General features: G+C 37.4%; 15 protein-coding genes, 1 pseudogene and 1 riboswitch. Of the genes and pseudogenes, 8 read left to right on the forward strand and 8 right to left on the reverse strand.

Going from position 1 to position 13102, the window contains the following annotated elements:
• The first annotated feature begins 144 nt into the window (after positions 1-144).
• On the forward strand, positions 145-648 hold the full coding sequence (locus tag CZ487_RS06330; RefSeq protein ID WP_077211284.1) for a DoxX family protein: 504 nt from the start codon (positions 145-147) through the stop codon (positions 646-648).
• A 71-nt stretch (positions 649-719) separates the two neighbouring features.
• Here CZ487_RS06330 and CZ487_RS06335 read toward each other — a convergent pair whose 3' ends face one another.
• Positions 720-995, reverse strand: coding sequence for a YqhV family protein (locus CZ487_RS06335; RefSeq protein ID WP_077211285.1), 276 nt, complete (start codon positions 993-995; stop codon positions 720-722).
• 164 nt (positions 996-1159) lie between these two features.
• Between CZ487_RS06335 and CZ487_RS06340 the strand changes: the two genes are divergently transcribed.
• The 3 genes and pseudogenes from CZ487_RS06340 to CZ487_RS28150 form a co-directional block, all read left to right on the forward strand.
• Positions 1160-1882 carry a protein-glutamine gamma-glutamyltransferase gene (locus CZ487_RS06340; protein WP_077211286.1) on the forward strand — a complete coding sequence of 241 codons (723 nt, stop codon included), beginning with the start codon at positions 1160-1162 and terminating at the stop codon, positions 1880-1882.
• 106 nt (positions 1883-1988) lie between these two features.
• A complete protein-coding gene (locus CZ487_RS06345; protein ID WP_077211287.1) occupies positions 1989-2090 on the forward strand; it encodes a YjcZ family sporulation protein in 102 nt (33 codons plus the stop codon).
• 75 nt (positions 2091-2165) lie between these two features.
• Positions 2166-2249: pseudogene (locus CZ487_RS28150) on the forward strand (YjcZ family sporulation protein); the annotation flags it as partial.
• Between the two features lie 50 nt (positions 2250-2299).
• On the opposite strand, the gene CZ487_RS06355 reads toward CZ487_RS28150, so the two are convergent.
• The 6 genes from CZ487_RS06355 to CZ487_RS06380 all read right to left on the reverse strand — a co-directional run bounded on the left by CZ487_RS06355 (position 2300) and on the right by CZ487_RS06380 (position 7313).
• Positions 2300-3076: a TatD family hydrolase gene (locus CZ487_RS06355; protein WP_077211885.1), complete on the reverse strand. Its 777-nt coding sequence runs from the start codon at positions 3074-3076 to the stop codon at positions 2300-2302.
• Positions 3077-3116: 40 nt separating this feature from the next.
• Positions 3117-3875, reverse strand: a complete 759-nt coding sequence (locus tag CZ487_RS06360; protein WP_077211289.1) for an ABC transporter ATP-binding protein — start codon at positions 3873-3875, stop codon at positions 3117-3119.
• Positions 3872-4627 carry an ABC transporter permease gene (locus CZ487_RS06365; RefSeq protein WP_419865710.1) on the reverse strand — a complete coding sequence of 252 codons (756 nt, stop codon included), beginning with the start codon at positions 4625-4627 and terminating at the stop codon, positions 3872-3874. Before CZ487_RS06365 ends, CZ487_RS06360 begins: the two co-directional genes overlap by 4 nt.
• 5 nt (positions 4628-4632) lie before the next feature.
• Positions 4633-4926, reverse strand: a complete 294-nt coding sequence (locus CZ487_RS06370) for a thiamine-binding protein (protein WP_077211291.1) — start codon at positions 4924-4926, stop codon at positions 4633-4635.
• A gap of 14 nt (positions 4927-4940) precedes the next feature.
• Positions 4941-5951, reverse strand: a complete 1011-nt coding sequence (locus tag CZ487_RS06375; RefSeq protein WP_077211292.1) for an ABC transporter substrate-binding protein — start codon at positions 5949-5951, stop codon at positions 4941-4943.
• 99 nt (positions 5952-6050) lie between these two features.
• A riboswitch (TPP riboswitch) is annotated at positions 6051-6160 on the reverse strand.
• A gap of 61 nt (positions 6161-6221) precedes the next feature.
• Positions 6222-7313: an aromatic acid exporter family protein gene (locus CZ487_RS06380; RefSeq protein WP_084783138.1), complete on the reverse strand. Its 1092-nt coding sequence runs from the start codon at positions 7311-7313 to the stop codon at positions 6222-6224.
• A gap of 205 nt (positions 7314-7518) precedes the next feature.
• Between CZ487_RS06380 and CZ487_RS06385 the strand changes: the two genes are divergently transcribed.
• The 4 genes from CZ487_RS06385 to CZ487_RS06400 all read left to right on the forward strand — a co-directional run bounded on the left by CZ487_RS06385 (position 7519) and on the right by CZ487_RS06400 (position 12758).
• Positions 7519-9102 carry a peptide chain release factor 3 gene (locus CZ487_RS06385; RefSeq protein WP_077211294.1) on the forward strand — a complete coding sequence of 528 codons (1584 nt, stop codon included), beginning with the start codon at positions 7519-7521 and terminating at the stop codon, positions 9100-9102.
• A gap of 153 nt (positions 9103-9255) precedes the next feature.
• Entirely contained in the window at positions 9256-10641 is a 1386-nt protein-coding gene (gene nhaC, locus CZ487_RS06390; protein WP_077211295.1) for a Na+/H+ antiporter NhaC, read from the forward strand.
• 282 nt (positions 10642-10923) lie between these two features.
• A complete protein-coding gene (gene sigI / locus CZ487_RS06395; RefSeq protein WP_077211296.1) occupies positions 10924-11676 on the forward strand; it encodes an RNA polymerase sigma factor SigI in 753 nt (250 codons plus the stop codon).
• Complete coding sequence (locus CZ487_RS06400; protein WP_077211297.1) at positions 11673-12758, forward strand: anti-sigma factor domain-containing protein; 1086 nt, start codon at positions 11673-11675, stop codon at positions 12756-12758. Before sigI ends, CZ487_RS06400 begins: the two co-directional genes overlap by 4 nt.
• An 87-nt stretch (positions 12759-12845) precedes the next feature.
• On the opposite strand, the gene CZ487_RS06405 is transcribed toward CZ487_RS06400, so the two are convergent.
• Positions 12846-13049, reverse strand: coding sequence for an alpha/beta-type small acid-soluble spore protein (locus CZ487_RS06405; protein WP_077211298.1), 204 nt, complete (start codon positions 13047-13049; stop codon positions 12846-12848).
• Positions 13050-13102 lie beyond the last annotated feature (53 nt).

Here is a 13102-nt window from a genome sequence, read left to right on the forward strand (position 1 = left end):
GCGTGAAATTCAAAATTCATTTCTTTGTCATAATGATTTTACACTATTGTGAACGAGTTCTACAATCTGCTTTTTTCATATCTTTTTATGATATTTTATAAGTGTAATCATTCATTATTTTATGAAGAAAGGAAAGTGATTAGCATGTTTGTCAGATGGTTAAGAGAAAGTCAGATTTCTGGAGTGTTATTAACTATCATTCGATTGTATTTGGGTTATTCTTGGTTAACAGCAGGATTTCATAAAGTAGTAGATGGATTTGATGCATCTGGATTTCTTCAAGGTTCAATTGCAAAGGCTGGCGGCGATCATCCAGCTGTACAAGCCTGGTGGGCGAGCTTTTTAGAAGGTGTCGCATTGCCCAATGCGGGTCTTTTCAGCTTCCTAGTCGCATGGGGTGAGGTCCTAGTGGGTCTTGGATTAATTTTAGGATGTTTCACAACTGTTGCAGCGTTCTTTGGAATTGTCATGAATTTTGCATTTTTATTCTCAGGAACAGTTAGTACAAATGCACAAATGGTGTTACTAACTATCTTTATTTTAGTAGCAGGTTATAACGCTGGTAAGATTGGACTTGATCGATTTATCGTACCTTTCGTTCAAGAAAAATTTGGAAAAGGGGAACAACACACAGTTGCGAAACTATAATTTGACACAATTACACTGAAAAGACCGCCAATTCTATACAAAAGGCGGTCTTTTATTTTTTGATAAAGTGATTAATTGCTCTTAACACCGTATAGAATTAATCCTACCCCGCAAAAAATCCACAACATCTTCGTGAATGAAACCTTTTCAGCGACTCCAAATAGACCAATCGTTGTTGTTGCAATGAGGATGATTGGTCCGATTAAAGCAAGAGAACTATTTATAACGAGAGCCTTTTCAACCTCATTTACTTTTAAAATTAACATCGCAGCAATAATTTCAATACTGCCCGAGAGAATTCTAAGTAATGCCATCCCGATAATCGCTTTTTCTAAAAAATGTAACATAGCTACCTCCCCATTGTTTATTGCTACATTATTCTATGCAGCAATTGTTTGGAGAAGGACAAGTAATTAATCGAACTTGTCAGCAAAGTGGTAATACATATTAAACGGATGAAGGACAATCCGCATATATTGTAGGAATAATGACGATTGGAGTGATGACTTGAATGATCATAATGATGGGTACTTTATTAGAAGACCCGCCCCATAGTCTCTCAGAAATTGAGGGTACTATCTTTAAAGAACTGCAAGCAAGCAAGTATCCCCGATATTATATTTCTATGAACCAGCTTAGATTTGAAATCCTGCTAAGGTCAAACATTATTGAAGCAGCTATTAAGCTTTCAAATAGCGCAGCGGAATTTAACATATTTAAAAATTCAAAATTCAACCCTCTTTACTGGATAAAGACGAGAAGGGGTTATGCTCTTAGACCGAATGTACTTCCTTCAGCAGCTATTGCAGATATTTTTAAAAATGGACATGAATATGCATTTGAATGTTCAACTGCGATTGTTCTCATCTATTACTACGCAGTGCTGCAGTCCATTAATATACAAGCTTTTAATCAGTTGTTTAGAAACTTACTTGTTTGGGATTGGAGTTACGATGAAGATTTAAAGATTATCACTAAAGCCGGTACAGATTATATTCCTGGTAACGTTTTATATTTTTATAATCCAGATTATAAATATCCTGTTTGGATTGGTGAGAATACAGTTTACATGGGGAAGGATCTTTACTTTGGGCATGGAATTGGCATAGGAACAAAAGAAGAAATGATTCAATCTTTAAATACATTGAGAAAGCCAAATGCGATAAGGTCAGCTTATTTATTAGAACAATATAGCACTTTAGATTTTCAATATTTATCAAAGTTTGCTTATTGAAATGAATTGGTTACCATTTCCACTGCTGAAAATGGTCATCTGTCTATTCCACATCCTAAGGCAATTGAATAGGATATATTGAAATACGAAAAGGAGGTTTTTATAAATGTCTGAACATGGATACGGCGGCGGATTTGCTCTATTAGTGGTGCTGTTTATTTTATTAATTATCATTGGTGCTTCTTGGGGATACGGCGGCTATTATTAAGCCGAAATTAATAAAGGAGGAGATTTAATGCCTTACGGATATGGATATCCTTATGGTGGTGGCTATGGCTACGGAGGCGGCTATGGTGGAGGGTTCGCTTTAATTGTTGTTCTCTTCATCTTACTAATCATCGTAGGTGCTGCATGTTTTAAGTGGTAATAAAATAGCGAAAAAGCAGGGTTTTACCCTGCTTTTTTGAATTACATATTTTAATGGAAGTAGAAATCCATTGAGTTTTGGAGGATCTTTTCCGTGACAACAGATAATGGAAGTTTTTTAAGGGAAGCAATCTTTTTTAGTGATTCTTTCATCATTTTAGGATGTGTCATCTGTCCTTTAAAAGGACCTTCAAATGGCCAAGGACCATCAGTTTCAACCATAATTTGTTCAAGAGGAAAGTGCTGTACTAGCTCTTGTATCTCCTTTTCATAGGTAATGTCGGGTGTAACAGAGATATAGTATCCGTTACGTTCCAATCTTAGGATGGTTTTCATATCTCCTTTAAACCAATGAAAATGAGCCTTTTTTATTGAATATTTCTCAAGTAGATCGCAAGCAGCTTCAGCATCTTCGTACACAGCGTGAAGGACAATTGGTTTTTCCCATTCTTTTGATAGTTGGATAAAACAATCAAGCAGCTCCACGTACTGATTGTAAGGGAATGCTGCTTCTTTTTTGTCCTGCTTTAAATAATAGGGAAGACCTACTTCTCCAATAGCTGCCATTTGATTTTTGTGTTCAGCCATCCAAGCAATCAGCGTCTGTAAATCCTCCTCAGAGGGAAGATGCTGCTCAGGATGAAAACCGAATGCTGCATGTACTTGAGGGTAATTCTTAGAAAGTTCCAAGTTTCTATTACAAGAATTCAGGTCAGTGGATACGGTAATCAGTGCATGCAGAGCACTGTAATGATTGATTAGGCGGTTAATATCATCATCTTTATATTGATCTAAATGGATATGTGCGTCCACAAGTTTAAGTTTCATCAAGTATACCAGCCTTCCTCTTCGATATTGAGAAGTAACTTTATGTCCTTGTGATATACTCATCAGCTGTCGATGTAAGCAAATTATAAACCTTTCTTTTCCATTTAAAAAATTCGTCTTCAAGGAGAAGCTTTTTTTCCCGCGGGCGGGAAAAAGGAACGGTCACTTCCGCTTTAACTTGAGCAGGTTTCGAAGATAAAATAATGATTCTATCTGACAAAAATAAGGCCTCCTCGATATTGTGGGTAACGAAAAGGATAGTTTTCTTGTATTCCTCCCATGTACCCAAAAGCCATTCTTGCATCTCCTGTCTCGTTAATTCGTCCAAAGCAGAGAATGGTTCGTCAAGACATAATACCGATTGTGGACTTAATAAAGCTCTAATAAATGCGGCTCGCTGTTTCATTCCTCCTGAAAGCTCATTAGGATAAGCATTCATATATTGTTGAAGCCCAGCCTTCATTAGCATGTCTTTTGCGGTTTCCTTATCAGCTTTTCTTTGCAGCTCTTGCCCAAGAGTTACATTATGAAGAATGTTTCTCCATGGAAGAAGGGAGGGGGTTTGCGGCATATAGCTGATATAGCCCCTCTTACCAGAAATAACGTCTCCATTTAAGTTGATTTCACCCTCATCAGGTGCAAGTATACCGCCAACTAAGTGGAATAACGTGCTTTTTCCGCTTCCGGAAGGACCTAAAATGGAGACAAACTCACCTTCTGCCACAGAAAGATTAAGATGTGCGAGGATCGTTTCGTTTCCAAAACTCTTTGACAAATTTGAGATATTTAGCAATGTCATTTTATTTCTCCTTTGAACTGTCCACGAACTAGGGTGCGTTCAGCTGCCTTAATGAGACCAAAAAACAATAGGCTTAAGATCATAATCCAAAAAATCGCTACGAAAACTCGATCAGTTCGAAATGATGAAGAAGCTAAAGTCATATAGACACCTATTCCATGTTTTGCTCCAAGCCATTCTGAAATAACTGCTCCCATTACACTATATGTAGCCGAGATCTTTAAACCGGAGAATATTGATGGAGTGGCGTAGGGAAGTTCCAGTTTCCAAAATAGCTGACTTTTTGATGCACCTGCCATATTCATATAATGCTTTAACTCAGGTGCTGTTTGCTTGAATCCATCTAGGGAAGCGACGGTGATTGGAAAAAAACAAACCAGCGCAATTACGATGATCTTCGGCATGAGGCCAAAGCCAAACCAAATTACCAAGAGTGGAGCAAGAACAATAATAGGGATGTTCTGGGATAATATTAATAATGGATAAATAGAATCTCTAAGACCTGGCAATAAATGAAGAATAATTGCTGTTATCAGTCCTGTCCCTGAACCAATCAAGAAACCTATCAATGAAAGCTTTAGAGTTGCCAGAAGATGTGGATAGAATTGTTCCCATCCATTCCATCCTTCTTGAAAAATTTGCGAAGGTGCTGGAAAGAGCCAATCCGGTACACCAGTCTGTTTAACGATTAATTCCCAAACAATTAATAAAAGGAGAAGAACCAAAACGGGTCTCCATCCTTTTAAAATCATATTATTCACTGTCGATACTTCTCCGTTAAATTTGTCATTGTAATTCCTTGAGGCTGGTAAAGAATCTTTACTTGGGAAATGACATTGCTGCTGCCGAGTTCAATCATTCTTTCATTCATTTTTACGATTATGTTCAATAGCTCATGTAATTCACCCTCCATGGTCGTTTCAAGTGGATGAACCTCATATTTAACTCCAGATGCTTCAATAATTGAAATTGCTTCATCTACATAAGGAATGACGTCTTCACCGTCTTTGGTTTTAGGAATGATTTGAATACTAATGAGTGAATTTGCCACTTTAATTCTCCTCTCTATTCTGGTAAAAATTCATTTGTGAATGCTTTTTCCGCGTCTAATTCTTTTTCTAAAAGCCCATTCTCAAACATCCAATTCGCATAGTTTTCCCAAACTTCTTGTTTCTGCAATCCCCATTTATCAGCATCATCTTGGTATTTAGGTGCTAACCATTCCTGGCTTTTTTTCACGAGTTCAGCATCTAAATCAGGGGCAGCCTTTAACAATATATCAGCCGCTTCGTTTGGTTGTTGTATTGCGAACTGATACCCTTTAGCAACTGCTTTTAAAAAGCTTTTAATTGTCTCTGGATTTTCTTCAATCATATTTTCGTTTGTAGTTAGCACAGGCGTATAGTAGTCGAGATTATTAGAGTAATCCGTTAAGTAGACCATATTAATATCCTCTCCTCTAATCTCTGCTTCAACACCCGTCCATCCGTAATAAATCCAAGCAAAATCGATGTCTTGTCGAACGGCTGTAAAAAAGTCCGTATCACCGATATTCACAATAGAAACTTTTTCAACATCAGCGTTCTCCTGCTTCATAAGGGATTCAATAACCGATCTTTCAATAGGTGAGCCCCATCCTCCATAAGATTTTCCTTCAAAATCTTTTGGACTTTTAATGTTTTTTTCTGCAAGTGATGCGAAACCAGAGGTATTGTGCTGGATGATAGCTGCAATTGACACAAGTGGAACTCCTTGAACCCGCGCCAATGTTACGCCCTCTTGGTAGCTTACACCAAATTCTGCTTTTCCTGAAGCGACTAATTGATCTGCCCCGGCTTCACCAGGCATCATGATTTCAACTTCTAGTCCTTCCTCTTCGAAGTAACCATTTTCCTGTGCTGTATAAAGACCTGTATGATTCGTATTTGGTGTCCAATCAAGAACGACTGTAACCTTGTCCAATGCTTCTTTTTCAGGATGGTTAGGTTCGTTTAGGTCAGCATTATCTTTAGCCGCATTTCCACACCCTCCAATAAAGAAAAGCGCTAATAAAGTGATCAGCCAAATCTTTTTCATGCAAAACACTCCTTGTGTTAAATTTAAGAAGAATAAGGAAAACAAAAAGCACCCTAGGCTTTTGAACCTGGGCGCATATTAGCAAAACAATAAATATTTATATTGTTTGAATATGTTCCCTACGCTGGTCTTAGCCAGATCAGGTTCAAAGGGTCAGCTTCTTATGGAAGCAATCTCAACCGGCAACACCGGTTCCCCTACTATTCTTTCCTATTTCACTATCTTCTTCCAATATTATAACAGAATATTTTCATTGCCTCAGTGATTTTTTCAGGATTCATGACTTTTTTCTACAGTATTATTTTTCCTAATCGATAAGTCGAAGTGACCATGCTTAGATTCAAACTGCTGGATATGTGAGAGCTGCTGTGCCAACTCCTGAAGTGCCGTTAATTCGTAAAACAGAATTGTCTCTGGAGAGAAACTGTTAGACCCTTCATGAGCGGGGTTAAATAATTCATTCCTTAAAGAAGATGAATCTTTGCGTATATTTGGTATTAACCATTCAGGATGGTCATTCATACTAAAACTTCTCTCCTGCAAGAAATGTGCTAATCCTGTAATAAAAGTAATAATGTAGGAATCTTCCTTTATATCTACTTTATCTTTGTCAAATGGCACATACATCAAATTCCCAATATGATAGAGCATCTGCCTTAGAACAATTAGTTTCTTATGTTCATAATGAAATTCACGAAGTTCCTGTTTTGTATGGCGGTGATACTTCCATTCTTCTCTTTGATATTGACAAAGCTGCTCCGTTTTTTCCAAGTCCTTCATAAGAGAATTGAATTGTTCGTAAGTGTTTTTATTTCTTCTTTTATGTAAAATATCATTTGTTATTTGCAGGAGTAAGCTTCCCAATTTTTCAAACAAAATTCCTGTACTTTTCGTGATTGCCCCAGTGTAGTGAGGAGGAAGAATTAAAATGTTCACCAATGTTGAAACGGTAAGGCCTATTGTTGTGGTGCCAAGTCTTTCTACGAAAGCAGCTAAATAGTGATCATGAGTAATCGGGATCATGTTGACAGCCGTCAGCGTAGCAACTAGTATACCGGCCTCAAGCTTAAATTTGTGACAGGTAACGATTGTAAAAATAGCTGCCAATGCATAAGTAATGGCCTGGTCTCCAAAAAGTGCAGCAAAAATCATTGAATATCCGGCGCCAATTACAGCAGATGGAAATCGAATGACACCTTTTTTGATAGAGTCTGAAGCAGTTGGTTCAATCGTTACAATTGCTGTTATAACGGCAAAAATAGGGTTGAAGTTGAAGGCTTGACATATTAAGGCAGTAACAAAAACACCGATTCCTGTCTTAACAACTCTGCCTCCGGCAAATTTAAATTTGGAAAACACCATAATAACCTCTTGTTTTAAAGTTTTATTTTATATTTTTAGGTAAATACTTGATATTTTAAGAAGTATATAATATTTGTATATTACTGGTAGAGCCAGGTCAAGTGTTCTTAAATAATCTGTTTAAATAGCTGGTCATTTGCTATAATATTGTGATGCGGACTAATTTAATATTAATATGCCATGGATGAAAGAAGGAAATAAATTTATGACAACAAATCTTAAGGATGAGGTTTTATCCCGCCGGACATTTGCGATTATCTCCCACCCGGATGCGGGGAAAACCACTTTAACAGAAAAGCTGCTGCTGTTCGGTGGTGCGATTCGCGATGCAGGAACGGTTAAAGGGAAGAAAACAGGTAAATTTGCAACAAGTGACTGGATGGAGATCGAAAAGCAAAGGGGAATCTCTGTTACCTCAAGTGTCATGCAGTTTGATTATAAAGATTGCAAAGTGAATATCTTGGATACACCTGGTCACCAAGATTTCAGTGAAGATACGTATCGTACATTAATGGCTGTAGACAGCGCTGTTATGATTATAGATTCTGCTAAGGGGATTGAGGAACAAACCTTAAAGCTCTTTAAAGTTTGCCGGATGCGTGGGATTCCAATCTTCACCTTCATTAATAAGCTTGACCGTGAAGGGAGATCTCCGCTAGAGTTACTTTCAGAACTAGAAGAGGTAATGGGAATTGAATCCTATCCAATGAATTGGCCGATCGGTATGGGAAAAGACTTTCTAGGGATTTATGATCGGTATTACAATCGGATTGAACAGTTTCGTGTTGAAGATTCAGACCGGTATATCAGTCTTAATGAAGACGGAGAAATTAATGGTGATCACAAATTAAAACAATCTTCTCTTTATGACGAAACTCTGGAAGAGATGATGCTGTTAAATGAAGCTGGAAATGAATTTTCGCGTGAACGTATTGCAAATGGTGAGTTGACACCCGTTTTCTTCGGAAGTGCTTTAACTAATTTTGGCGTACAAACATTTTTGGATGCCTATTTGGAATTTGCTCCCCCTCCACAATCAAGAAATTCAACTGAAGGGGAAATTGATGCACTTTCCGAAGACTTCTCCGGATTTATCTTTAAGATTCAAGCAAATATGAACCCTGCTCACCGTGACCGGATTGCATTTTTGCGGATTTGTTCTGGAAGGTTTGAGCGCGGCATGACAGTCAACATTCCTCGATTAGGTAAGACGATGAAATTGGCGCAATCCACACAATTTATGGCTGATGACCGCAGTACGGTAAATGAAGCTGTCAGCGGGGACATCATTGGTTTGTATGATCCAGGTACTTATCAAATCGGGGATACTCTCACAGTTGGCAAAAATAATTTTCAGTATGAGAAGCTGCCGCAGTTTACACCTGAATTATTTGTTAGAGTGACTGCTAAAAATGTCATGAAACAAAAACATTTTCATAAAGGGATTAACCAACTGGTACAGGAGGGGGCTATTCAGCTCTTTAAAACCGTTAAAACGGAAGATTATTTGCTTGGCGCAGTGGGACAGCTTCAGTTTGAGGTGTTTGAACACCGAATGAAGAACGAGTATAACGTCGAGGTGATTATGGAACGATTAGGTTCTAAGATTACTCGATGGGTTGAAAATGAGACGGTAAATGAAAATTTATCTGCATCTAGAAGTTTGCTTGTAAAAGACAGATATGATAAAAGAGCATTCCTGTTTGAGAATGACTTTGCATTAAGATGGTTCCAGGATAAAAACCCGGATGTTAAATTGTATAATCCTATGGATGATTATCAATCATAACAGCTTGATAAAGTTGGTCCCCTTGATAAGGGGATCTTTTCTTTTGAGAGAAAGTATACATTGACTTAGAGGAATAAAAATAATATATTAAAATAGCAAAATACTTTAGTGCTAAAAAGCGTTTAAGTGCAAAAAACACGGGGGATTATCGACATGAATGAATCACAAGCTGCTATAAAGCTGAAATCATCAGAGGCACTGATTTTAACGTTAATATTACTAACAGGACTTAGTTTTACTATTATCAAATATAATATTGTGCCGCATGTTCCAGTTGTGATGGCCATTTTTATTTTGTTTTTGTATGGGCTTATAAAAAAAGTTCCGATGAGTGAACTGGAAAAAGGGATGATAGAAGGGGCTAAATCAGGTCTTGGTGCGATTATGCTGTTCTTCTTTATTGGAATGCTGATCGCAAGCTGGATGGCTAGCGGAACGATTCCTACTTTTATCTATTTATCTTTGGAAGTCGTTAATGGGAGTTATTTTTATGCGATTGCGTTTGTTGTCACTGCGATCATCGGCATGAGCATTGGAAGTTCCTTGACTACAGCTGCAACCCTGGGCGTGGCATTTATCAGTGTTAGTTCAGCATTAGAACTTTCCATTGCGATCACAGCCGGTGCTGTTATTTCAGGAGCGTTCTTTGGGGATAAGATGTCTCCACTATCAGATACAACAAATCTTGCATCGATGGTTGTGAAGGTAGACATATTTGAGCATATAAAAAATATGACATGGACGACCATTCCGGCGTTCGTTATATCTTTTATTCTATTTGCTTTTTTATCGCCTAAGGATGCTTCTGCGAGTTTTGAAAAGATTAATCTGCTAAAAGAAACGCTTCTAAAACTAGACTTGGTTCATTTCTATTCGATTATCCCGTTTCTATTATTAAGTATACTAGCTATAATGAGGGTCTCAGCCATGTTGACACTAGCAATTGGGATTATCTCTGCACTCCTGCTTTCTATTTTTGTTCAAAAAGATTTTACATTTCAGTTCATGATGGAGCTTTTGTTCTCGGGATATCGTTCTAGCAGCGGTGTAGAGGAAGTAGATGCTCTTTTGGCTAGAGGTGGAATGGAAAGCATGATGTTCTCCATTTCGTTAGTATTGCTTGCTTTAGCTTTAGGGGGCCTATTATTTAAGCTGGGTGTTGTGCCTGCTTTATTAAACGGGATTGCCCACTTGCTCTTTAAAGTGCCTGCACTTATTTTTTCTACAGTTATGACAGCGATTGGCATTAATCTATTAGTGGGAGAACAATATTTATCGATCTTGTTAACAGGAAACACTTTTCAGGATTCGTACAAAAAAGCAGGATTGCATTTAAAAAACTTATCAAGGATTTTAGAGGATGCTGGAACTGTTATTAACCCACTTGTTCCTTGGGGAGTATGCGGTGTCTTTTTAACAGGTGTTTTAGGAGTACCAACTCTTGAATATTTACCATTCACATTTTTCTGTTTAATATCACCGGTTTTGACAATCATTTATGGATTCACCGGGTTTACAATTGTTAAGAACAAATCATAATAAAAGCGAGAAGAAATGCCTTTGTGGATTCTTCTCGCTTTTTTTTAGTTAACCCCCAGAAATTCTCATTTATCTCTCGTAGTTATTTAGTAAAGAAAGCGGCCGCTTTACTAACATCTAAGGAGATGCTATATGAGCAAAAGATAACTAACATTATGATCTTATAACTATTCCACGCATCTTTCTTTTATGGGCTGATGAGGGGATTTTTTAATAGTTTCCAAAAGCTTACCCTTAAAAAAATATCTCCGATATCGTAATATATGGAGATAAGGGTAAGGGGTGAGACTGTTGCTTGGTTTATTGTTTTTGGCTAAAAAGAAAAAACGAACACTTGAAGAAACCGTTCATCGAATTCAGCAAGGTGATACGACTCTGCAAAATGAGCTGATTTCTTCTTATAAACCGTTTATTGCAAAATCAGTTTCGTCCGTATGTAAGAGGTATATTAGCGAAACAGATGATGAATTTAGCATAGGCTTAATCGCTTTTAACGAAGCGATTCAAAAATATGATTCCGATAAAGGGAGTTCCCTGTTAAGTTTTGCGGATGTTCTCATTAAGCGCCGCGTTATTGACTTTATTCGCAGACAACCGAAGAATCAGGGATTAAGTCTAGATTCGAGGGATGAGTTGGAAGAAGATAGTCCGCAGTCATCAATAGAAGCAGAGTTGTCTCTTGATGAATTTCAAAAGATAAAGGAAGCGGAGCAAAGAAGAGAGGAAATTATTCAATTTTCTGGAATTCTTAAAGATTTCGGTTTATCCTTCAATGAACTCATTGAGCAGTCTCCCAAGCATGCTGATGCACGGAAAAATGCGATGATTGTTGCGAAAACTTTAGTGAGTGATCCTGAATTACAGAAGCTCTTATTGGAAAAGAAGAGATTGCCAATTAAACAATTAGAAGACAAGGTGGAAGTAAGCAGAAAAACGATTGAAAGAAATCGTAAATACATTATCGCTATTTCGCTAATTTTCATCGGTGATTATATCTTTTTAAAAGACTATATAAAAGGGGTGTTGGAAACGTGAAAAAAGGTATAATAATGGAAATCAATGATCGTTTTTTAACAATGTTAACCCCTGAAGGCGAGTTTTTGCGGGCAAAAAAGCAAGAGCATTATTATGAAATCGGGCAAGAAATCTATTTCTCGCCCATCCAAGAGACGGAAAAGGAGAAACTGTGGTCGTTTTCGATTTTTAACGGGTTAAAAGGGAAGTCATTTGCAGCGATGGCGATGGCTGTCGCACTTATCATTGCTATTGTTTCATTTATTCCTTTTCATAATCAAAATCAGGTATATGCCTACATGTCTATTGATGTGAACCCAAGTATTGAAATAGGTGTTAATGACCAGCTGAAAGTGATTGAACTGACCGCCTATAATGAGAGCGGAAAACAAGTCATTGAAACAATTGAAGATTGGGAAAATACATCACTCAATGATGTAACAGGTCAACTATTAACGGTGATTAAAGAGCAAGGGTATTTAGCAGCTCAAAAAGACGTTGTTATTGGCACTGTTCACACGGGTAAAATCATTGAGACAAGTGAGGAAAAACTTGATCGGTCCATTAAAAAATTAGAAGAAAATATTAAGCAAGATGAGGTTAAAATTATCTCAGTTGAAGCTACAACAGAGGACCGTGAACTTGCAAAAGAAAGTGGAGTAACGGTCGGTCAATTTGTTAAAGAAAAGACCGAGAAGAACAAAAATCAGACAGAAAAGAAACAGCTCCCAAGTAACAACAAGAAGCCAGAAAAAGTGGAGCCTAAAAACAGCAATGGAATAAAGAATACTCCGGCGAGGAATATAGCACCTGGGCAACAGAAAAAAGCTGAAAACCAAAATAAGTCCCAAGATGTGAAACAAAATAGTAATAAAATTCCGCCAGGTAAAAACAAAGAAGGAAAAGACAATAATAAGAATAAAAGTAATGAAAAAGACCGTAACAATGGGAAAAACAAAAACAACGGTGAAAAAAACCGAAACAATGGGAATAACAGTAAACAGGATCATAATATGAATGATCAAAGTAATAAAAATAAAAACAGGGATAAGAACAATTCATCACATAACCGTGAAGGTAACATAGAGAACAATAAGGAATAACCCGATTGAGATACGTAATCATGATGGTAGTCCGGTTGTATACACAACCGGACTATTCCAGTCTATATTAATTTATAATGGATCTTTTTAAGCTTGATTGTTTCCGCCAGATAATTGTGATTGAGCTTGTTGGACGAGTCTCTTTGTAATCTCTCCTCCAACAGACCCATTTGCGCGTGAAACTGTATCTGAGCCAAGGGTGACTCCGAATTCTTGGGCAATTTCATATTTCACTTGATCCAAAAATTGGTCTACTCCAGGCACTAACAATTTGTTACTGCTCCTTGCCATAATTCTCACTCCTAAAAAATTAATTTTTCCCCCGTATGAATAGTGTTGCATGA

It is taken from the genome of Robertmurraya dakarensis, from assembly GCF_900156875.1.
Classification (GTDB): Bacteria; Bacillota; Bacilli; order Bacillales; family Cytobacillaceae; genus Robertmurraya; species Robertmurraya dakarensis.

Excerpts from the sequence above, each read along its gene's own strand:
- CZ487_RS06330 (WP_077211284.1), top strand. The coding sequence starts at position 145 with ATGTTTGTCAGATGGTTAAGAGAAAGTCAGATTTCTGGAGTGTTATTA.
- CZ487_RS06335 (WP_077211285.1), bottom strand. The coding sequence starts at position 995 with ATGTTACATTTTTTAGAAAAAGCGATTATCGGGATGGCATTACTTAGA.
- CZ487_RS06340 (WP_077211286.1), top strand. The coding sequence starts at position 1,160 with ATGATCATAATGATGGGTACTTTATTAGAAGACCCGCCCCATAGTCTC.
- CZ487_RS06345 (WP_077211287.1), top strand. The coding sequence starts at position 1,989 with ATGTCTGAACATGGATACGGCGGCGGATTTGCTCTATTAGTGGTGCTG.
- CZ487_RS06355 (WP_077211885.1), bottom strand. The coding sequence starts at position 3,076 with ATGAAACTTAAACTTGTGGACGCACATATCCATTTAGATCAATATAAA.
- CZ487_RS06360 (WP_077211289.1), bottom strand. The coding sequence starts at position 3,875 with ATGACATTGCTAAATATCTCAAATTTGTCAAAGAGTTTTGGAAACGAA.
- CZ487_RS06365 (WP_419865710.1), bottom strand. The coding sequence starts at position 4,627 with ATGATTTTAAAAGGATGGAGACCCGTTTTGGTTCTTCTCCTTTTATTA.
- CZ487_RS06375 (WP_077211292.1), bottom strand. The coding sequence starts at position 5,951 with ATGAAAAAGATTTGGCTGATCACTTTATTAGCGCTTTTCTTTATTGGA.
- CZ487_RS06380 (WP_084783138.1), bottom strand. The coding sequence starts at position 7,313 with ATGGTGTTTTCCAAATTTAAATTTGCCGGAGGCAGAGTTGTTAAGACA.
- CZ487_RS06385 (WP_077211294.1), top strand. The coding sequence starts at position 7,519 with ATGACAACAAATCTTAAGGATGAGGTTTTATCCCGCCGGACATTTGCG.
- nhaC (WP_077211295.1), top strand. The coding sequence starts at position 9,256 with ATGAATGAATCACAAGCTGCTATAAAGCTGAAATCATCAGAGGCACTG.
- CZ487_RS06405 (WP_077211298.1), bottom strand. The coding sequence starts at position 13,049 with ATGGCAAGGAGCAGTAACAAATTGTTAGTGCCTGGAGTAGACCAATTT.